This window comes from Agarivorans sp. (assembly GCF_050295395.1).
Taxonomy (GTDB): Bacteria; Pseudomonadota; Gammaproteobacteria; order Enterobacterales; family Celerinatantimonadaceae; genus Agarivorans.
In genome coordinates this window covers 1-19,991 of the sequence record NZ_JBNKPP010000129.1, presented here as the reverse complement: position 1 = coordinate 19,991, position 19,991 = coordinate 1, and the positions used below count along the sequence as shown (strand labels likewise).

Annotated in this window: 16 protein-coding genes and 1 pseudogene; 14 read left to right on the top strand and 3 right to left on the bottom strand. The window is 45.8% G+C overall.

Going from position 1 to position 19,991, the window contains the following annotated elements:
- Positions 1 to 46: 46 nt before the first annotated feature.
- Positions 47 to 3,940 (top strand): phosphoribosylformylglycinamidine synthase, encoded by a 3,894-nt coding sequence (gene purL, locus ACQY6Q_RS07640; RefSeq protein WP_427979790.1) that lies wholly within the window; start codon positions 47 to 49, stop codon positions 3,938 to 3,940.
- Positions 3,941 to 4,100: 160 nt separating this feature from the next.
- On the opposite strand, the gene ettA is transcribed toward purL, so the two are convergent.
- Complete coding sequence (gene ettA / locus ACQY6Q_RS07635; RefSeq protein ID WP_427979787.1) at positions 4,101 to 5,765, bottom strand: energy-dependent translational throttle protein EttA; 1,665 nt, start codon at positions 5,763 to 5,765, stop codon at positions 4,101 to 4,103.
- A gap of 270 nt (positions 5,766 to 6,035) precedes the next feature.
- Here ettA and ACQY6Q_RS07630 point away from each other — a divergent pair, with 270 nt between their 5' ends.
- Positions 6,036 to 6,947 carry a L,D-transpeptidase family protein gene (locus ACQY6Q_RS07630; RefSeq protein ID WP_427979785.1) on the top strand — a complete coding sequence of 304 codons (912 nt, stop codon included), beginning with the start codon at positions 6,036 to 6,038 and terminating at the stop codon, positions 6,945 to 6,947.
- Positions 6,948 to 6,991: 44 nt separating this feature from the next.
- Here the strand turns inward: ACQY6Q_RS07630 and ACQY6Q_RS07625 are convergent, their stop codons facing one another.
- Together ACQY6Q_RS07625 and ACQY6Q_RS07620 are read right to left on the bottom strand one after the other, a co-directional pair.
- The gene (locus tag ACQY6Q_RS07625; RefSeq protein ID WP_427979782.1) at positions 6,992 to 7,255 is read right to left on the bottom strand and encodes an Lpp/OprI family alanine-zipper lipoprotein; all 264 of its coding nucleotides are present in this window, start codon (positions 7,253 to 7,255) and stop codon (positions 6,992 to 6,994) included.
- A 251-nt stretch (positions 7,256 to 7,506) separates the two neighbouring features.
- Positions 7,507 to 8,481, bottom strand: a complete 975-nt coding sequence (locus tag ACQY6Q_RS07620; RefSeq protein WP_427979780.1) for a ChaN family lipoprotein — start codon at positions 8,479 to 8,481, stop codon at positions 7,507 to 7,509.
- Between the two features lie 295 nt (positions 8,482 to 8,776).
- Here ACQY6Q_RS07620 and glyA point away from each other — a divergent pair, with 295 nt between their 5' ends.
- From glyA to ACQY6Q_RS07560, 12 genes and pseudogenes are all read left to right on the top strand, one after another.
- A complete protein-coding gene (glyA, locus tag ACQY6Q_RS07615; RefSeq protein ID WP_427979778.1) occupies positions 8,777 to 10,030 on the top strand; it encodes a serine hydroxymethyltransferase in 1,254 nt (417 codons plus the stop codon).
- Positions 10,031 to 10,831: 801 nt separating this feature from the next.
- A complete protein-coding gene (gene nrdR, locus ACQY6Q_RS07610) occupies positions 10,832 to 11,284 on the top strand; it encodes a transcriptional regulator NrdR (RefSeq protein ID WP_427979776.1) in 453 nt (150 codons plus the stop codon).
- Positions 11,281 to 12,399 (top strand): bifunctional diaminohydroxyphosphoribosylaminopyrimidine deaminase/5-amino-6-(5-phosphoribosylamino)uracil reductase RibD, encoded by a 1,119-nt coding sequence (gene ribD / locus ACQY6Q_RS07605; RefSeq protein ID WP_427979774.1) that lies wholly within the window; start codon positions 11,281 to 11,283, stop codon positions 12,397 to 12,399. The genes nrdR and ribD overlap by 4 nt, the downstream gene beginning before the upstream one ends.
- 14 nt (positions 12,400 to 12,413) lie before the next feature.
- Positions 12,414 to 13,067, top strand: a complete 654-nt coding sequence (locus ACQY6Q_RS07600; protein ID WP_427979772.1) for a riboflavin synthase — start codon at positions 12,414 to 12,416, stop codon at positions 13,065 to 13,067.
- A 56-nt stretch (positions 13,068 to 13,123) separates the two neighbouring features.
- The gene (gene ribBA / locus ACQY6Q_RS07595; protein ID WP_427979839.1) at positions 13,124 to 14,236 is read left to right on the top strand and encodes a bifunctional 3,4-dihydroxy-2-butanone-4-phosphate synthase/GTP cyclohydrolase II; all 1,113 of its coding nucleotides are present in this window, start codon (positions 13,124 to 13,126) and stop codon (positions 14,234 to 14,236) included.
- A gap of 98 nt (positions 14,237 to 14,334) precedes the next feature.
- Positions 14,335 to 14,805 carry a 6,7-dimethyl-8-ribityllumazine synthase gene (ribH, locus tag ACQY6Q_RS07590; protein WP_427979769.1) on the top strand — a complete coding sequence of 157 codons (471 nt, stop codon included), beginning with the start codon at positions 14,335 to 14,337 and terminating at the stop codon, positions 14,803 to 14,805.
- A gap of 15 nt (positions 14,806 to 14,820) precedes the next feature.
- Entirely contained in the window at positions 14,821 to 15,237 is a 417-nt protein-coding gene (gene nusB / locus ACQY6Q_RS07585; RefSeq protein WP_427979767.1) for a transcription antitermination factor NusB, read from the top strand.
- A 3-nt stretch (positions 15,238 to 15,240) separates the two neighbouring features.
- Entirely contained in the window at positions 15,241 to 16,218 is a 978-nt protein-coding gene (gene thiL, locus ACQY6Q_RS07580) for a thiamine-phosphate kinase (protein WP_427979765.1), read from the top strand.
- A gap of 21 nt (positions 16,219 to 16,239) precedes the next feature.
- A complete protein-coding gene (locus tag ACQY6Q_RS07575) occupies positions 16,240 to 16,719 on the top strand; it encodes a phosphatidylglycerophosphatase A (protein ID WP_427979762.1) in 480 nt (159 codons plus the stop codon).
- Positions 16,720 to 17,108: 389 nt separating this feature from the next.
- Entirely contained in the window at positions 17,109 to 18,698 is a 1,590-nt protein-coding gene (locus ACQY6Q_RS07570; RefSeq protein ID WP_427979760.1) for an ABC transporter substrate-binding protein, read from the top strand.
- Positions 18,699 to 18,755: 57 nt separating this feature from the next.
- Positions 18,756 to 19,766 (top strand): ABC transporter permease subunit, encoded by a 1,011-nt coding sequence (locus ACQY6Q_RS07565; RefSeq protein ID WP_427979758.1) that lies wholly within the window; start codon positions 18,756 to 18,758, stop codon positions 19,764 to 19,766.
- 11 nt (positions 19,767 to 19,777) lie between these two features.
- Positions 19,778 to 19,991, top strand: a pseudogene (locus ACQY6Q_RS07560) (dipeptide ABC transporter permease DppC); the annotation flags it as partial.

Sequence of the window (19,991 nt, the reverse complement as noted above, 5' to 3'; positions counted from 1 at the left end):
CAATTTTCCCCCTCCCACCTCCATCTGGAAAAGCGAGCACATAAATATGTTGGTACTACGAGGTGCACCTGCACTGTCTGAGTTTCGAATTGCGCAATTGTTAAAGCGTTGCGCAGAGCAAGACCTTCCCGTTACTTCTATCTATGCTGAATTTATGCATTTTGCTGACGTCTCAAATGACTTGAGTGACGCAGAGCAGCAGGTATTAGATAAGTTGTTAACCTATGGCCCTACCATTGCCGAGCATCAGCCTAGTGGTCAGTTGTTATTGGTTACGCCACGTCCCGGTACAATTTCACCTTGGTCTTCAAAGGCCAGTGATATTGCTCATAACTGTGGCTTAGCAACGGTACAACGTTTAGAGCGGGGCATTGCTTATTACGTGGATAGTGCTGAAGCCTTAACAGAGCAGCAAAACCAAAGTTTAAAAGCACTTATCCATGACCGCATGATGGAAGTGGTGTTTAGTGAGATGCAACAGGCATCAGCACTGTTTGAACATGCCAGCCCAGCGCCTTTTGAGTCAGTTGATATTCTCTCCGGCGGCAGACAAGCGCTAGAGCAAGCTAACTTAGAGTTAGGCCTTGCTTTAGCCGATGATGAAATTGACTACTTGGTGGATAATTTCAACAAAATGCAGCGTAATCCCAATGATGTGGAATTGATGATGTTCGCTCAGGCGAACTCAGAGCACTGTCGTCATAAGATTTTTAACGCTGATTGGACGATTGATGGTGTTAAACAGCCCAAGTCGCTGTTTAAGATGATTAAAAATACTTACGAAAACAACAGTGATTACGTACTGTCAGCCTACAAAGATAATGCTGCGGTAATGACTGGTTCGGTGGCAGGACGTTTCTTCCCGAACCCAGAATCTAAACAATACCACTACCATCAGGAAGATATTCACATCTTAATGAAAGTGGAAACCCATAACCATCCTACAGCTATTTCACCTTACCCAGGCGCTGCCACCGGCTCAGGTGGTGAAATTCGCGATGAAGGTGCCACTGGCCGCGGTTCTAAACCTAAAGCCGGTATGGTTGGTTTTACCGTGAGTAACCTGCGTATTCCGGGCTTCGAGCAGCCGTGGGAAAGCCATTTTGGTAAGCCTAGTCGGATTGTTGATGCACTTGAGATTATGGTGGAAGCACCACTGGGTGGTGCGGCGTTTAACAATGAATTTGGCCGACCTAATATTTTAGGTTACTTCCGTACTTACGAAGAACAAGTTGAAAGCTTTAACGGTATTGAAGTGCGTGGTTATCACAAGCCGATTATGTTGGCCGGTGGCTTAGGTAACATTCGTGAGTCTCACGTTGAGAAGGGCGAAATTCCTGTTGGCGCTAAAATTATCGTTTTGGGTGGCCCGGCCATGAACATTGGCTTGGGTGGTGGTGCCGCCTCTTCCATGGCTTCGGGTCAATCAAGTGAAGATTTGGATTTTGCTTCAGTACAGCGTGAAAACCCAGAAATGGAGCGCCGTTGCCAGGAGGTGATTGACCGCTGTTGGCAATTAGGTGACGCTAACCCTATCGCGTTTATTCATGATATAGGCGCGGGTGGTTTATCTAACGCTTGTCCAGAGTTAGTGGATGATGGCGGCCGTGGTGGTATTTTTGACTTACGCAGCGTACCTAATGATGAACCGGGTATGTCTCCTCTAGAGATTTGGTGTAATGAGTCTCAAGAGCGCTACATGTTAGCGGTAGCGCCAGAGCATCTAGAGGTGTTTGACGCCATTTGTAAGCGTGAGCGAGCACTTTATGCGGTGATTGGTGTGGCCACTGAAGAGCGCGATTTGATCTTGCATGATTCGCACTTTAATAACGACCCAATTCGTATGCCGTTGGAAGTGTTGTTGGGTAAAGCACCGAAGATGCACCGCGACGTTAAAACCGCCACCTTTAGTGGGCCGGCGTTTAAAGCCGGTGATATTGATTTGGCAGAAGCTGCCGAGCGCTTGTTGCGTTTACCTACTATCGCCGAAAAAACCTTCTTAATTACTATTGGTGACCGCAGCGTCACTGGCTTGGTGGCTCGCGACCAAATGGTTGGGCCTTGGCAGGTGCCAGTAGCTAACTGTGCGGTAACGGCTGCTAGTTACGATACTTACCATGGCGAAGCCATGTCAGTGGGCGAGCGTACTCCAGTGGCCTTGATTGACCACGCCGCTTCGGCACGTTTAGCCGTAGCCGAAGCGCTGACCAATATTGCGGCCACTAACATCGGCAGTCTTAACCACATTAAACTATCGGCCAACTGGATGTCGGCAGCAGGCCACCCGGGTGAAGACGCTGGTTTATATGCAGCGGTTAAAGCGGTGGGTGAAGAGTTGTGTCCTGCCCTGGGTCTGACTATCCCTGTAGGTAAAGATTCAATGTCGATGAAAACCGCGTGGCAAGAAGACGGCCAAGACAAGTCGGTGACTTCTCCATTGTCATTGATCATTAGTGCCTTTGCCAAAGTTGAAGATATTCGCCTCACCGTGACTCCACAGTTGCGTAACGATGTGGGTGATACCGACCTTATTTTGATCGACCTCGGCCAAGCGAAGAACCGTATGGGGGCTTCTAGCTTAGCGCAGGTGTATAAGCAGTTAGGTAATAAAGTTCCCGACGTAGACTCTCCAGAATTGCTGAAAAGTTTCTTTGATGCCATACAGAGCTTAACGGCTGAGCAAAAACTGCTAGCTTATCATGACCGTAGTGATGGTGGTTTGTTCACCACCGTGGCTGAAATGGCCTTCGCAGGGCATTGCGGAGTGGATATCGCTCTTGACTTACTCGCTGGTGATGATCTTGAGGTGCTGTTCAACGAAGAGTTAGGTGCCGTTATTCAAGTGAAAGCGGAAGATAAAGAAGCCGTATTAAACTTGTTAGCCGGTCATGGTTTGGCGTCTTGTAGCCATGTGATTGGCGCCCTAAACGATGATGATAGCATTCGTTTTAGTCGCAATGGCAAAGTAGTGTTGGCTAATACCCGTACTCACTATCGTGGTATTTGGGCTGAAACCACTTATCAGATGCAAGCACTGCGTGATAATCCAGAGTGTGCGAAGCAAGAATTTGACGCTAAATTTGACGCTGCAGACCCAGGCTTAAATATTGGCTTAAGTTTCGATATCAATGATGATGTGGCGGCGCCTTACATTGTTAAAGGTATCAAGCCAGAAATGGCTATTTTGCGTGAGCAAGGGGTTAACTCTCATCACGAGATGGCTGCCGCTTTTGACCGCGCAGGCTTTGCCGCAGTAGACGTACACATGAGTGACATCCTCGCTGGCCGAGTGAGCTTAGATAAGTTTGCCGGTTTGGTGGCTTGTGGTGGCTTTTCTTACGGTGACGTGTTGGGGGCGGGTGAAGGCTGGGCTAAGTCGATTCTGTTTAATAGCCGTGCTCGTGAGCAATTTAGTGCTTTCTTTGAGCGCAGTGACTCGTTTGCTTTAGGTGTGTGTAACGGTTGTCAGATGTTATCTAACCTGAGTGAACTTATTCCGGGTGCTGATTTATGGCCGCGTTTTGTACGTAATGAATCAGAGCGCTTTGAAGCCCGCTTTAGCTTAGTGGAAGTTCAAGCGTCTCCTTCTATCTTCTTAAATGGTATGGCTGGTTCGCAAATGCCTATTGCGGTATCTCATGGTGAAGGCCGGGTAGAGGTGCGCGATCAACATCATTTAGATGCGCTAGCTAATAGCGGTACTGTGGCGCTACGTTATGTTGATAACTATGGCGATGCTACCACTCAATATCCAGCCAACCCGAATGGCTCACCACTAGGGATCACCGGTCTGTCGTCAAAAGATGGTCGCGTTACCATTATGATGCCGCACCCAGAGCGGGTATTCCGCACCGTGGCTAACTCTTGGCATCCAGATGATTGGCGTGAAGATAGCCCGTGGATGCGGATGTTCCGCAATGCACGAGTGAATGTTGGCTAGGCTAAAAAACATCCCTCAGTTAGCACAAACGTAAAATTAGATCCCTACGCCTTGTGGCGTGGGGATTTTTTTATCTAGCGTCTGAGTGACTAAAGCTGCCCCAAATAAAAAACCGCCTGCTAAGAGGCGGTTTTTTATTCAAGTAGCTAAAAGGCCAAATTTAGTTAATGCGCTTGTACTTAATGCGGTGTGGTTGCGCCGCTGCTTCGCCTAAAGTCTCTTTTAGCCAGGCTTCGTATTCGGTGAAGTTACCGGCATGGAAGTTGACTTGGCCTTCATCACGATAATCTAGAATGTGAGTGGCGATACGGTCTAAGAACCAACGGTCGTGCGAGATAACCATGGCACAGCCGGCGAACTCGAGCAGGGCATTCTCAAGCGCACGAAGGGTTTCCACATCTAGGTCGTTGGTGGGCTCATCGAGTAGTAACACGTTACCACCGGCCTGTAACAGTTTAGCTAGGTGCAAGCGGCCGCGTTCACCACCCGATAACTCACCCACTCGTTTTTGCTGATCGGTACCTTTGAAGTTAAAACGCCCCACATAGGCACGGCTTGGAATATCCACATTGCCAATTTTTAGGATGTCGGAACCGCCGGAAACTTCCTGCCATACCGTAGCGTTGTTATCCATGTTGTCACGGAACTGGTCAACACTCGCAATTTGCACGGTCTCGCCGATTTCGATACTACCCGAGTCAGGCTGTTCAGCGCCAGTAAGCATGCGGAAGAGGGTTGATTTACCAGCACCGTTAGGGCCAATAATGCCTACAATAGCACCTTTTGGAATGCTAAATGATAGGTCGTTAATCAGCACTCGGCCATCGTAAGATTTGCGTAAATTATCCACGTCGATCACTTTGTCGCCTAGGCGTTGAGCGGCTGGAATGAACAATTCATTGGTTTCGTTACGGCTTTGGAAGTTCTGATTGTTAAGCTCCTCAAAGCGTGCCATCCGTGCCTTACTCTTGCTTTGGCGGCCTTTAGCATTAGAACGCACCCATTCGAGTTCTTTTTGAATCGATTTCATGCGGGCTTTTTCTTGTGAGGCTTCTTGGGCTAAGCGTGCTTCTTTTTGCTCTAACCAAGATGAGTAATTACCTTCCCATGGGATCCCTTCGCCGCGGTCAAGTTCGAGGATCCAGCCCGCTACGTTGTCTAAGAAGTAACGGTCGTGGGTTACCGCAACTACAGTACCTTCATAGTCGTGAAGGAAACGTTCTAACCATGCCACCGATTCAGCGTCTAAGTGGTTGGTAGGTTCGTCAAGTAATAACATATCGGGCTTTTCTAATAGTAGGCGACATAGCGCTACGCGACGACGCTCACCCCCAGATAGTTTATCGATGGTTTGGTCCCAGTCTGGCAAGCGTAAAGCGTCGGCGGCACGTTCTAGTTGGTTGTCTAGGCTGTGTGAATCGTGGGTGGCCAAAATGGCTTCCAATTCACCTTGCTCTTGCGCTAAGGCATCAAAGTCGGCATCGGGCTCGGCATAGGCCGCATACACTTCATCGAGTCGAGTTTGAGCATTTTTGACTACCGCCACCGCTTCTTCTACCACTTCACGAACGGTTTTGTTTAAATCCATTTGCGGCTCTTGAGGTAGGTAGCCGATTTTGGTTCCAGGATTGGCGCGAGCTTCCCCTTCAATTTCAGTATCAATACCTGCCATGATACGTAGTAAAGTAGATTTACCTGCACCGTTTAAACCTAATACGCCAATTTTGGCACCCGGAAAAAAACTAAGGGAGATGTTTTTTAGAATGTGTTTTTTCGGGGGCACGATTTTGCCTACGCGGTTCATCGTGTAAATAAATTGGGCCATGCGCCTTTCCTCAAATTCCAAATAAGTAATATGGTTTTAGCAACGCGGAGTGCCAAATACCAATAAAGTTATAGTTTATTATGATACTGGCTTCCTTCTGGGAAGCTAGCTTTGCTGCAGAGTTTATCTGTTTGTTTTTTGATGTTAAATAGTGAATTGTTAAGCTTTGTCTCTTGGCCTTTCGGCTGAGCGGTTTAGACTGGTTAATTAGTCGAATTTTAAATAGCTTAATGGTATGTTGCTGTCATCACTTTTAATGCCTTCAATAAAATGAAACAACTATTGTTTATCTGCTTCGCTTTAAGCTTGGCTTTTCGCGCTTCGGCCATTACTTACGATCTTCCCGATGATGGAAGTCGCTTGCTCGGTGCTAACCAACTCCACCAGGTACAGCAGGGTGAAACTATAGCACTGATTGCCGAACATTATGGTGTGGGCTTTTTGGCCCTTATGGCAGCTAATAAGGGGGTTGACCCATTTTTGCCGGAAGTGGGCAGGCAGTTGTTGATCCCCACTCAAATCTTATTACCCGATGTAGAGCGTAAAGGAGTAGTGGTTAACTTAGCTGAATTACGTCTGTATTACTTCAGACCTGGTACTAAACAAGTGGATGTGTTGCCGATTGGTATTGGTCGAATTGGCCGAGAAACCCCGGAAATGTCCACTTACATTAGCCAAAAACGTGAAAAGCCGACTTGGACACCAACCCTCAATATTCGTAAGGAATATGCTGCCAAGGGTATTACTCTTCCCCCGGTAGTGCAGGCAGGGCCGGAAAATCCCCTCGGAGAATATGCTTTGCGTTTAGCTTACGGCAGCGGTGAGTATTTAATTCACGGAACCAATAAAGACTTTGGCGTAGGCTTGCGGGTAAGCTCTGGTTGTATTCGTTTATTCCCCAATGATATTGAGTATTTGTTCTCGCAAGTGGATGTTAATACGCCGGTGCGGATTATTGACCAGCCGATCAAACACTCAATGGAGCCAAGCGGCGAGTATTTGTTAGAAGTGCACCAGCCGTTAAACCGTAGCCAGCAGGAAGTACAGCAGGCGACTACTTTAAGATTGAGTCGAGATAATATTAAATTTATTACTCAGGCTGGCGTTGATTCAAGCATTGTTAATCAAGCCTTGAAGAGCCAACAGGGCATCGCCTTGCGAGTCGGGGTAAATCAAGGGTAAAAAAAAGGTGATGCTTAGCATCACCTTTTGCATCGCGATAACTATTACTTAGTGTAAGAAGACGCGATGTTGTCGATACGCTCGTTAGCGCGCATCGCTTCCGCTTTTGCTTCATCAGCGGTCATTTGAGCAGATTTAACGTCGCTGCTTAAAGAGCTTTGCTCTGCGCGAAGTGCTGCTACTTCATTTGAAAGTGCGTCAACTTTGTCGCTTAATGATTGTACGTTGTTTTCTAGAGCGGTAGTGTTTGAACAACCCGCTAGTAAAATAGTAGAAGCAATAGCGCCTGCAACTAAAACCTTATTCATGATAAGTCCGTCCTTTTTATTCAATTCTAACGATAGTAATAAATCGTCAATTCATTTTAAGCAAAGCTAGTCACTGCAAAGAGTGAGCTGCTGGTATGATTATGGCTCAATATATACAAGCTGCAAGCCTTAGTTAGTTAAACTAAAGGAAAAATTAGGCATTTACAAATATTTAAGTGCTTATGTTAACATTATCCTAACAAAGGGTGTCGCATATAAGGGACAGCTTCGTTGGTTTTTAAGAATCCAGTTCACTGGCAGCTAGTTTTAGCTTGCTGTTTGATTTGGGCAAATTCGGCGCTGCGGTGTTGTTGATTTTGATAGCGTAGTGGTAAGGCCCGTACAATAATTAAAAAATCACCTTTTTGCTGTTTCTCTACAGCACTTAACCCAGCAAATTCTTGTTCACTTATTGCAATCACCGAACTGACTTTTTGCTGCGGTAAACGTTGTTGTACTCGTGAGTAAGTACCTTGTCTCTGTTCTATGTGAAAGTTGCCTACAGTATGCATGATCTGTTGGCTATTAGTTAACGCTTGCTTTGTAATCGATTCCGCCATGGTGTCATCCCAGCCTAACATCGCAATGAAGTGGTTCTGAGTTTGTTGTTCATCGCCGTGATGGGCGTTGCCAAATAGGCGTTGTTGATAGGCGGGGTCATCTAAGGTCAGCGATTCAGCAAGCAGTCGGCGTTCAGTGGCTGGGAGTTGCTGTAAATAGTCGAGCCCTTGCTGGCCTAAACAGCGAATGTGTTTGTTTGGCGCGTTGGCGGCTATAATGCTGAGTTGTTGTTGTTTTGCAAATTCAACCAAGGGGCGATAGTCGGAGCGATAGTTATCCCAAGCGTGGCTTTGTTTAATTAACCATTCTTCACCGATTTTATTGGCTAGATATTGATCCAATAAGGGTTGTTGGCTGCGGTCAAATTGCTCCATGGACAAGCTGAGCTGGTGGTTTTGCTGATAAAGCGCTTCAAACAGGCGCAATTGAGCTAGATGAATGGCTGGGTGGGTATGGAATTCGCCAAACAGGATGACCTGCGAGTCGGCTAATTGCAGGGCTAAGTGGCTAATGTCGTTAATCTGTTGTTGATGCACCGGGTCGTAAAGCTGAAAGTCATAGTAAGTACTGAGTGCTGTTGGCTCGGCATTGCTGGTGGAGGATGGTGAAACACTACAAGCGCTCAACAGTAAGCTAGTGATGAGCAGGAAAAAACGACGCAGCATAGTTAATACTCTTACTTAAATGATAACTATTATCATTTTATGGTTGTGTGATTGTAAAAGTCACCCTTTATTTAACGTGAATTAATTTCATATTGTTTAAAGCGGTCACTAAGAAAATTGCAAACTGGCGATGGGCTGGGCACACTGCATAGTGAACGCGCTAGTATGATTATAGCCTTGCAGCTAAAGCCTAATAATGGCAGAAAATATTACTGTGATCTGACAGGGAGTCAGGTTAGAATGCGCCTTCGCAAAATCACCCACCAACATGTAACAAAAGAGTCAGGAGATACTGATGTTAAAGCGTGATATGAATATCGCCGATTACGATGCCGAATTATGGCAAGCCATTACCCACGAAGAAGTTCGTCAAGAAGAGCACATTGAGCTGATCGCTTCTGAGAACTACGCCAGCCCACGAGTAATGGAAGCGCAAGGCTCTTACCTTACTAATAAGTATGCAGAAGGTTACCCTGGCAAACGTTACTACGGTGGTTGTGAGTATGTAGATAAAGCTGAAGTGCTTGCCATCGAGCGCGCTAAGCAGCTATTTGGTGCAGATTACGCCAATGTGCAACCTCACGCTGGTTCTCAAGCCAACTCTGCCGTGTTTATGGCACTACTAAATGCAGGTGATACCGTATTAGGTATGAGCCTAGCTCATGGTGGTCACTTGACTCACGGTGCAAGCGTTAGCTTTTCTGGAAAAATTTATAACGCGGTTCAATACGGTATTAACCCTGAAACCGGCGAAATTGACTATGCCGAAGTTGAGCGTTTAGCTAAAGAGCATAAGCCCAAAATGATTATTGCTGGTTTCTCTGCCTATTCTGGCATTGTTGATTGGCAGCGTTTCCGTGATATCGCGGATCAAGTGGGTGCTTACTTGTTTGTTGATATGGCACACATTGCTGGCTTAGTAGCAGCCGGTTTATATCCAAACCCTGTGCCTATTGCCGATGTGGTGACGACCACTACGCATAAAACTTTGGCTGGGCCACGTGGTGGTTTGATCCTAGCGCGTGCTAATGAAGAGATTGAGAAGAAACTTAACTCTGCAGTATTCCCAGGTGGCCAAGGTGGTCCTTTAATGCATGTCATTGCTGCTAAAGCGGTGGCCTTTAAAGAGGCAATGGAGCCTGAATTTAAGCAATACCAACAAAATGTGTTGGATAACGCCAAAGCGATGGTAGAAGTACTACAGCAACGTGGCTACAAAATTGTTTCAAATGGCACACAAAACCACTTGTTCTTGGTCGATTTAATCGACAAAGACATTACCGGTAAAGATGCAGATGCAGCTTTAGGGCGTGCCAATATCACGGTAAACAAGAACTCGGTTCCCAATGATCCTCGCTCACCATTTGTGACCAGCGGTTTGCGCATTGGTACTCCTGCTATCACTCGTCGCGGCTTAGATGTGGCGGCCTCTAAAGAGCTAGCCGGTTGGATTTGTGACGTATTGGACAATTTACAGGACGAAGCGGTTATTGAACGCGTTAAAGGCCAAGTATTGGCACTTTGTAAGCGTTTCCCTGTTTACGGATAAGTATTAGTAGTTAGCCTAGGGACTAGGCGCTAATAGTTAAGAAAGGAGGCTTAGGCCTCCTTTTTGTGTTTTTGTAGGATAATTTTGCTGTGGATCAAAGTCGCAGACCAATGAGAGAATAAACTGGTTGTTGACTCCTGTGTCAGTAGTTGGTATTGAATTTGCACTAAGTTAACAAACTGATTAATGAGTCAAATTATCGGCGATGCTGGCAATTTGCATGAATAAAGAGAGAACAGAAATGGATATGAATCCCATCACCAATGCGAAACGACAATTGATTCTACAGTTTGTTATTTGGGGAGGCTTTATTGCTCTAGTCTTACTGTAGTTTCGTTTAAGTTTGTCGTGCTTCCTGGCAATGGACTTGCCAAGGCAATGGCTTAGCTGGCTTAGTTGCATCGGCTTTACGGGCCGTTTGAGTCATATTTTACTGTAACTTTAGCCTGTTAGCCGCAGCCATAAATCTCCGGCTCGTTGATCATCTAATATTTGGCTTTAGTTGCTAGCTTTGCTTCTTCATAAACAGTAGGGCTTTTTACTTTAATAGATGTTGTTAATAGGTTCTTTGGGTTTTGTGGCTAGCTAGTAAAAACAATCATTCCTAAGTAATCATTTTACCTTTTATTTAAACCTTTCCTCCTCAATTGCTTAGTTTGTTTAGTCATAGCGGCTTGCTTTAGTTAAGGCTATCAGCGGTGCAGGGAAATATTGACTTGGGTTGAATTATTCAAGGCTTCAGCCTGTACCTAAAGCGGCTTAGCGGCTAAAATCGCCGCATATTCGTTACAGGAATTAACTATGTATTGCCCATTTTGCTCTGCTCATGAAACTAAAGTTATTGATTCTCGGTTAGTTGCCGATGGGCATCAGGTACGACGACGACGCGAATGTTTGGAATGTCATGAGCGTTTTACCTCGTTTGAAATTGCCGAACTGGTCATGCCTAGGGTTATCAAGGGTAATGGGGTGAGAGAGCCCTTTGACGAAGATAAGTTGCGCGCTGGAATGATGCGGGCTTTGGAAAAACGCCCGGTGAGTGTTGATCAAGTCGAACAAGCAGTGAACAAGATTAAATCACAATTACGTGCCACCGGTGAGCGTGAAGTGGAAACCAAGTTCATTGGTAATCTCGTAATGGAAGCCTTAATTAATTTGGATAAGGTGGCCTATGTGCGTTTTGCCTCGGTTTACCATTCTTTCGAAGATATTAAAGAGTTCAGTGAAGAAATCGCCAAGTTGGAAAAGAAGTGAGTTTTAGTATTGATGACTGCCGTTATATGGCTCGTGCCATCGGCTTGGCTAAACGGGGGCGCTATACCACCGCTCCCAATCCCAATGTGGGTTGTGTATTAGTCAAAAACGGCGAAGTCATTGGTGAAGGTTATCACCGTAAAGCCGGTGAAGGCCATGCTGAAGTCAACGCTGCCGCAGCGGCAAAGGCGCGCGGTTATAGCCTGCAAGGCGCAAGTTGTTATGTTACTTTAGAGCCCTGTAGTCATGTTGGTCGAACGCCGGCTTGTGCCGACATGCTAGTGGAGCAGGGAGTGGCTGAAGTGGTGGTCGCCATGGTCGACCCCAACCCTCAGGTCGCAGGCAGAGGGATCGCTCGTTTACAGCAAGCGGGCATAGTGGTGCGCAGCGGTTTAATGGAGCAAGCAGCGCGTGAGCTTAACCCCGGCTTTTTAAGCCGAATTGAGCGTAAGCGACCCTTTATTCGGCTTAAGCTGGCGGGCTCTATCGATGCTAAAACGGCTTTAGCTAACGGCGAGAGTAAGTGGATTAGCTCGGCCTATTCACGTAGTGATGTGCAACGTGAGCGGGCGGCTAGCCATGCAATTATATCCACTGCTGCAACGGTGATTCGCGATAACGCCAGCCTAAATGTGCGCCATGGCGAATTAGGCAGCCTAGCGGAACAACTGACGCAAGCTGAGCTACGCCAGCCTATTCGTATTGTACTGGACCGCCAGCAACGCTTATCTAAGGCATCAACACAATTAAATATTTTTAAACAGCCGCAGAATTTATGGGTAGCTAGCACTCAGCATCAAAACGGCTTACCAGCGGCTAAACAATTGTTAGTTTCTTCAGACGATGCCGACTTAAGCGCATTGATGCGGCAATTGGCTGAAGCGGAAATAAATGATTTATGGGTTGAAGCGGGAGCCAAATTTGCCGCCGCTTTGATTGAACAAAACTTGGTAGACCAATTGATTTGTTATCAAGCGGGCTTACTAATGGGAGCCGATGCGCACAGTTTGGTTGGCTTAGGCGGTTATACACAAATGTCTCAGCTAAATTCTTGGCGCTGTCTTGAAACGCGGCGTATTGGCCCCGACATAAAGACTATCTGGATCCCTCAATAATCGAGCACAGCAAGATGTTTACAGGAATAGTAGAAGCCCTCGGCACGATTAAAAGTGTTGATAAACGCAGTGGCGATGTTCGCTTGAAAATCGCTTGCCCCACACTGGATATGTCTGATGTGCATTTAGGCGACAGTATTGCGGTCAGTGGTATTTGTTTAACCGTGGTTGAATTTGGCCAAGATTATTTTTGCGCCGATGTTTCCACCGAAACCTTGAGTTTAACTTCGCTGGCTAAGTGTAAGCAGGGGGACTGGGTTAATCTTGAAAAAGCCATGTTAGCGACCAGTCGCTTTGGTGGACACATTGTCAGTGGTCATGTTGACGGCCTTGCCGAAGTCAACAGTATTAGCCCCAGCGCACGTGCCGTTAATATATGGCTAACAGTACCAAATGAATTAGCTCGTTACATCGCTCACAAGGGCTCGGTTACGGTAGATGGCATTAGCTTAACGGTGAATCAGGTAGAGCAGCAACAGCTGCGCTTAACTATTATTCCGCATACCGCGGAACAAACTACCATTGCCAGTTGGGTGGTGGGGCAAAAAATCAATCTAGAAGTGGATGTTATTGCCCGCTATGTCGAACGGCTGGTCGGTTACGCGGAACAAGCTCAACCCTCTAAAATTAACAGCGCATTCCTAGCTCAGCATGGCTTTATTAAGTAGCTGGCTTAAAATGTTGGAACAACAGTAAATATGCCTCAAAGGTAAGTAAGGTTGCTCTGTCATTAAGCAGTATCGAAGAAATTATTGAAGATTTACGTCATGGTAAAATGGTGGTTCTCATGGATGATGAAGATCGTGAGAATGAAGGCGATTTGATTATGGCGGCCGACATGGTAACGCCAGAGGCGATTAATTTTATGGCGACCTATGGGCGCGGTTTAATTTGTTTGCCTATGACCAAACAGCGCTGTCAGCAGTTGAAATTACCATTAATGGTAGACGTTAATACCGAACAGTTTTCCACCAATTTTACCGTGTCTATTGAGGCGGCGCAGGGCGTTACAACTGGTATTTCTGCAGCCGACCGCGCTCGAACTGTGCAGGCTGCGGTAGCGCGCGATGCCAAACCCAGTGATATTGTGATGCCAGGGCATATTTTCCCGTTGATGGCACAAGAAGGTGGCGTATTAACCCGTGCAGGCCATACCGAAGCGGGGACAGATTTAGCCCGTTTAGCAGGCCGCGAACCGGCCGCCGTTATTGTTGAAATATTAAATCAAGATGGCACCATGGCGCGTCGCCCCGATTTGGAAAAGTTTTGTGAAGCACATGGCTTGAAGATGGGCACTATCGCTGACTTGATTGAGTACCGTAACAATAACGAAACCACCATCGAGCGGGTTTCTGAATGTCATATGCCTAGCCGTTACGGTGATTTTAAGTTAATTACCTACCGCGATACCATTGACCAAAAAGTACATTTTGTGATGCAGGCGGGACAAGTTGATCCTAATCAAGCAACCTTGGTCCGGGTGCATTTGCATAACCCTTTCAGCGACTTACTTGGCAGCGACCGAGCTGGGCGAATGAGCTGGCCAATTGATAAGGCTTTGGAAAAAATCGCTAAAGAAAATGGCGTTATGGTGTTATTGAGTACCGATGATGACGCCGATAACTTGCTTGAGCAGGTGAAAGCTTTTGCCTTGGAAGACCGCGGTCAAACACCAACTAAGAAACAGCAGCAGACCGCTTCACGCACCGTGGGGGTGGGCTCGCAAATATTGGCCGATTTAGGGGTCAGTAAAATGCGTCTGTTAAGTTCACCCAAACGTTACCATGCGCTTTCTGGCTTTGGCTTAGAAGTGATTGAATATATCGACCAAGAATAAGCCGGAGTGCTTAAAAATTTTAATAAGGGTCTATTGAATTAGTTGTGCTAGAATAGCGCGATTTTTTTGATGGACTCAAAGAAAAGGCAGAATTAAGAATGAAAGTAATCGAAGCAAATTTGGCTGCGCCGAATGCGAAAGTCGCCATTGTGATAGCGCGTTTTAATAGTTTTATTAACGAAAACCTATTGTCGGGTGCTGTAGATACTTTAACTCGTCAGGGTGGAGTTAATGATGACAACATCACGGTAGTTCGAGTACCTGGTGCGGTTGAAATTCCGTTAGCGGTTAAGCGTATTGCTGCTAGCAAAAAATACGATGCTATTATTGCTTTGGGTACGGTAATTCGTGGTGGTACTTATCACTTTGAATTAGTGGCTAACGAATGCCATAAAGGTTTAGCGCAGGTAATGATGGAATACGATATTCCAGTCACCTTTGGCGTACTAACCACTGAGTCTATCGAGCAAGCGATTGAACGCGCTGGCACTAAAATGGGTAATAAAGGTACCGAAGCCGCCCTAAGCGCTTTGGAAATGATTAACTTAGTTAGTCAGATCGAAGTTTAATTTGAGGATCTCTCTGTGAAACCAGCTGCACGCCGTAAAGCGAGGCAATTTGCTACTCAAGCAATTTATCAATGGCAAGTGACCAAGGACAGCGTTGCTAACATCGAACATCAGTTCTTAACCGAACAGGATATGAGCAAAGCTGATGTTCCGTATTTTTCTACTTTGCTGACCGGTGTAGTTGGTAATAGTGAGAAGCTAGACGCTGCAATGAGCTCATCATTGTCTCGTAAGCTAGAAGAATTGGATATCGTAGAGCATGCCATTTTATTGATTGGTGTCTACGAACTGTTAATGGTGAGTGATGTTCCCCCTAAAGTGGTGATCAACGAAGCTATTGAGCTGGCGAAATCATTTGCTGCAGAAGATAGCCATAAATTTGTTAATGGTGTGCTAGATAAAGTACTTCGTCTGCAACAGTTCAAGTCTTAAGTAATGCGTTCTCAATCATCCTTGGGTGAATTTGACATTATTGAAAAGTACTTCCGGCAAAGCTCGCCACGCCAAGATGTAGTGTTAGGCGTTGGCGATGATGCTGCGCTGGTAGCTGCACCAGAAAATAGTCAAATTGCTATTTCAACCGACACCTTGGTTGAAGGCATTCACTTCTTTGCCGATATACCTCCTCGCGCCCTGGGGCATAAAGCCCTAGCTGTCAATTTAAGTGATATGGCTGCGATGGGAGCTGAACCTCGTTGGGTGACGCTGGCACTGACTTTACCCGAGGTGAATGAGGATTGGCTGGCGCAATTTAGCAAGGGCTTTTACGACTTAGCCGAATATTTTAATGTTAGCCTGATTGGTGGCGATACTACCAAAGGGCCACTAAGCATTACTGTTACGGTTCATGGTGTGGTACCTAGCGGTAAGGCTTTACGTAGAAATGGCGCGAAACCTGGTGATTGGCTCTACGTTACCGGCAACTTAGGTGACTCTGGCCTAGCCTTGGCTCATTTACAGCAAAAACTCAGTTTAACGCCTCAGCAATTTGAGCTGTGTCTAAAGCAGCATTATTACCCACAACCTCGGGTATTGGCCGGTTACGGGCTGCGTGATATTGCTTCGGCAACTATTGATATTTCTGATGGTTTAGCCAACGACTTAAGGCATATTCTTCGTCAAAGTGGCTGTTCAGCTAGTTTAAAGTTAGAGCAGTTACCACTTTCCGAAACCATGACCGAGGCGGTAGGTTTAGACCAAAGCTTTCAATTGGCGCTTTGTGGCGGAGAAGATTACGAGCTTTGCTTTACTGTTCCAGAATCAAATAAAGGCTCGGTCAATACTTCCTTGTCGTACAGCGGCGTCCCTTATACCTGCATTGGTCAGCTAGCCTCTGGGCAAGGTGAAATTAAGTTGCAGTATCAAGGTAAACCTTATCAATTCGAACCCAGTGGTTGGGATCACTTTAACTAATCCTCGTTATAGAGCAGCACTATGGATAAGGCTTTAGCCCGTTTAAGTTTACGTAACCCCCTACATTTATGCGCCCTTGGCTTAGGTAGCGGCTTAAGCCCTAAGGCACCCGGCACCGCGGGCACAGTGGCAGCCATTCCTTTGTATTTGCTGTTAGCTCAGCTGCCTGTTACAGGCTATGTGCTGGCCTTAGTAGTGAGCTTTGTATTTGGCGTATGGTGTTGTCAAAGAGCTAGTGACGACATGGGCGTACATGATCACGGTGCCATTGTTTGGGATGAGTTTGTTGGCTATTGGATTACCATGTTGTTAGTGCCTGTTTCAGCACTCAATATCTTGCTGGGTTTTTTGTTATTCAGGTTGTTTGATATCTTGAAGCCTTGGCCAATTAAAGTCTTGGATAAAAAAGTTCATGGCGGCTTTGGCATAATGATAGATGACGTATTAGCTGGGGTTTTTGCCGCAATATCGCTGCAAATCATTCTGCTCGCTCTTATTTAATCATACATTCCATCTGCATTTTTATATTTGTATGATGTTTTCTAGTAGATTGTTTTTATAAATATTAAGTATATGCTTATTACAATATGCATAATTATGACCTTCTAGCGAATCATTAATCACTTCAACTGTTCTGAGTCATTTTTGGCTTATAAAATCCTGTTTATGCTATTTACAGTGGCAGATAAAAATACTAGTTTATTACGGGCAAAAAGCGGATCAGACTTGCTTAAATCGCGTACAGTCAATAATTGTCACTGCTAACAGGACATATCAGACAACTGATACTAGATTTATCAAGAATAAAAATTATTAGTCTATTCGCAAACACACCGGAAATGCGGCCATACCGGTTGCATATATGACAAGATGTCACACGGAGAATCATAATGAAAAAAGGATTAGCGAAGCTATCTTTAGCACTCGTTGCCAGCGCTGTAGCCGTCAGTGTACAGGCTAAAACATTTGTCTTCTGTTCAGAAGGCAGCCCAGAAGGTTTTAACCCAAGTTTGTACACAGCGGGCACCACGTTTGATGCCTCTTCTAAAAACATGTTTAACCGCTTAGTTGAGTTTGAAGTTGGCACCACTAACGTTATTCCTGGCTTGGCGGAGTCTTGGGACGTATCTGAAGATGGCCTAGAGTACACTTTCCACTTACGTAAAGGTGTCAAATTTCATAGCCAGAAAAAAGGTTTTCAGCCAACTCGCGACTTTAATGCCGATGACGTGGTATTTTCTTTCGAGCGTCAGGATGACCCTGAGCATCCTTACCACAAAGTGTCTGGCGGCTCCTACGAGTACTACAGCGGCATGGGCATGAATGAATTGGTGAAAGAAATTGTTAAAGTTGACGATTACACCGTTAAATTTGTGCTAAGCCGCCCCGAAGCCCCTTTCATCGCTAACTTAGCGATGGATTTTGCTTCTATCTTCTCTGCTGAACAAGCTGATGCCATGCTCAAAGCGGGTACGCCTGAGAAGTTAGACCTTGACCCTGTCGGTACTGGTCCTTTCCAAAAAGTGCAGTATCAAAAAGACTCAATTATTCGTTACGTGGGTAATAAAGATTACTGGCGTGGCGCACCTGAAATTGATCGCTTAGTTTTCTCTATCACTCCTGATGCATCAGTACGTTATGCCAAGCTGAAAGCGGGCGAGTGTCACATTATGCCTTATCCAAACCCGGCCGACGTCGAGCAAATGAGAAATGACCCAGAGATTAACCTAATGAGTCAAGAAGGCTTAAACGTAGGTTACTTGGCGTTTAATGCTCAAAAAGCACCTTTTGACAATGTTAAAGTGCGTCAAGCGCTCAGCTTAGCGGTTAACAAACAAGCAATTATTGATGCGGTGTTCCAGGGTAGCGGTAAAATCGCTAAGAACCCCATTCCACCAACAATGTGGTCTTACAATAATGACACGGTTGATTACGCTTACGATCCAGTAAAAGCCAAAGCGTTACTGAAAGAAGCCGGTGTTAGCAATTTGAAAACCAATATCTGGGCAATGCCTGTACAACGTCCATATAACCCTAATGCGCGTCGTATGGCTGAAATCATTCAAGCCGATTGGGCTAAAGTGGGGGTGGATGCAGAAATTGTGAGTTACGAATGGGGTGAATACCTTAAGCGTTCTAAGCAAGGTGAGCACGATACCGTATTACTAGGTTGGACCGGAGATAATGGCGACCCAGATAACTTCCTAAGTGTATTGTTAAGTTGTGACGCTGTGGGTGGTGGTAACCGTGCTATGTGGTGTTATAAGCCATTCAATGATGTGATTATGAAAGCGAAACAAATTTCTAATCAAGCTGATCGCACACCGCTATATGAAGAAGCGCAGTTGATCTTCAAGGAACAAGCTCCTTGGATCACTATTGCTCATTCTGTTACTTACCAGCCCGTTCGTAAAGAAGTTCAAGGCTTTAAGATTGACCCTCTAGGTGGTCATTACTTCTATGGTGTGTCGTTAAAATAAACATGCTTAGGGGCTGGTAACGGCCCCTTTCCTTCCTTCAGACACAGAGCTGTAGTTATGTTCCAGTTTATTATAAAAAAATTAATGTTGGTGATACCCACCTTCATAGGCATTACTCTTTTAACCTTTACTTTGATTCGTTTGATCCCCGGAGACCCGATCGAAGTGATGGCGGGAGAAAGAGGAGTGTCCCCCGAGCGTCACGCTGCCTTGCGGGCCGAGTTGGGCTTAGACCAACCCTTGTTGGTTCAATACTTTGATTATGTGAAGAACATTGCGAGTGGTGACCTTGGTCGTTCACTTATTACTAAGACACCAGTAACCGAAGAATTTTTAACCTTATTTCCCGCTACCGTTGAACTAGCCACCTGCGCGGCGATTTTCGCCATTTTGGTTGGCTTGCCCTGTGGCATTATCGCTGCAGTCAAACGGGGCTCCCTGTTTGACCACTCGGTCATGACCTTTTCTCTCACCGGCTATTCGATGCCAATATTTTGGTGGGCCTTATTATTAATGCTGGTATTTTCGGTGAATCTGGGGATAACCCCGGTTTCCGGGCGACTGGATGTGACTTATTGGATTGATGAAGTCACCGGTTTTATGTTGATTGATACCTTGTTATCCGGTGAAGAAGGCGCGTTTTTATCCGCACTACATCATTTGGTTTTGCCCAGCATTGTATTAGGTACCATTCCAATGGCGGTGATTGCGCGAATGACCCGTTCATCGATGTTAGAGGTGTTAGGCGAGGACTATATTCGTACCGCCCGTTCTAAAGGTATGGCGCCGCTGCGAGTGATTGTGGTACATGCGCTACGTAATGCGTTAATTCCGGTGATCACGGTGATTGGCTTGCAAGTGGGTATTTTGTTGTCGGGAGCGATTCTTACCGAAACCATTTTTGCTTGGCCTGGTATTGGTAAATGGCTGATTGAATCCATTGGCCGCCGAGATTATCCAGTAGTACAAGGGGGCATTTTAATCGTGGCTACCATTATTATCGTGGTCAACTTACTTGTCGATATTCTTTACGGCGTGGTTAATCCGCGGATCCGTCACGGCAAATAAGGAAGCGTATTATGTCTGAACAAATTACTAGCCCGGTTAGTGGGCCAAAAATCCAAACTCCTCTACAAGAATTTTGGAGTTACTTCAGTAAAAACACCGGTGCGGTGGTCGGTTTGGTGTTTATTGTTGCAATGATCCTAATTGCGCTGTTAGCCGATGTATTAGCTCCTCATTCACCGATCGAGCAGTACCGTGACGCTCTATTATTACCTCCATTTTGGGCTG

Bases quoted from the DNA above. Each gene is read 5' to 3' on its own strand.
- thiL (WP_427979765.1), top strand. From the start codon at position 15,241: ATGCGTTCTCAATCATCCTTGGGTGAATTTGACATTATTGAAAAGTAC.
- ACQY6Q_RS07620 (WP_427979780.1), bottom strand. From the start codon at position 8,481: ATGCTGCGTCGTTTTTTCCTGCTCATCACTAGCTTACTGTTGAGCGCT.
- ACQY6Q_RS07570 (WP_427979760.1), top strand. From the start codon at position 17,109: ATGAAAAAAGGATTAGCGAAGCTATCTTTAGCACTCGTTGCCAGCGCT.
- ACQY6Q_RS07630 (WP_427979785.1), top strand. From the start codon at position 6,036: ATGAAACAACTATTGTTTATCTGCTTCGCTTTAAGCTTGGCTTTTCGC.
- ACQY6Q_RS07600 (WP_427979772.1), top strand. From the start codon at position 12,414: ATGTTTACAGGAATAGTAGAAGCCCTCGGCACGATTAAAAGTGTTGAT.
- purL (WP_427979790.1), top strand. From the start codon at position 47: ATGTTGGTACTACGAGGTGCACCTGCACTGTCTGAGTTTCGAATTGCG.
- ACQY6Q_RS07565 (WP_427979758.1), top strand. From the start codon at position 18,756: ATGTTCCAGTTTATTATAAAAAAATTAATGTTGGTGATACCCACCTTC.
- ettA (WP_427979787.1), bottom strand. From the start codon at position 5,765: ATGGCCCAATTTATTTACACGATGAACCGCGTAGGCAAAATCGTGCCC.
- ACQY6Q_RS07625 (WP_427979782.1), bottom strand. From the start codon at position 7,255: ATGAATAAGGTTTTAGTTGCAGGCGCTATTGCTTCTACTATTTTACTA.
- nrdR (WP_427979776.1), top strand. From the start codon at position 10,832: ATGTATTGCCCATTTTGCTCTGCTCATGAAACTAAAGTTATTGATTCT.
- ACQY6Q_RS07575 (WP_427979762.1), top strand. From the start codon at position 16,240: ATGGATAAGGCTTTAGCCCGTTTAAGTTTACGTAACCCCCTACATTTA.
- ribH (WP_427979769.1), top strand. From the start codon at position 14,335: ATGAAAGTAATCGAAGCAAATTTGGCTGCGCCGAATGCGAAAGTCGCC.
- glyA (WP_427979778.1), top strand. From the start codon at position 8,777: ATGTTAAAGCGTGATATGAATATCGCCGATTACGATGCCGAATTATGG.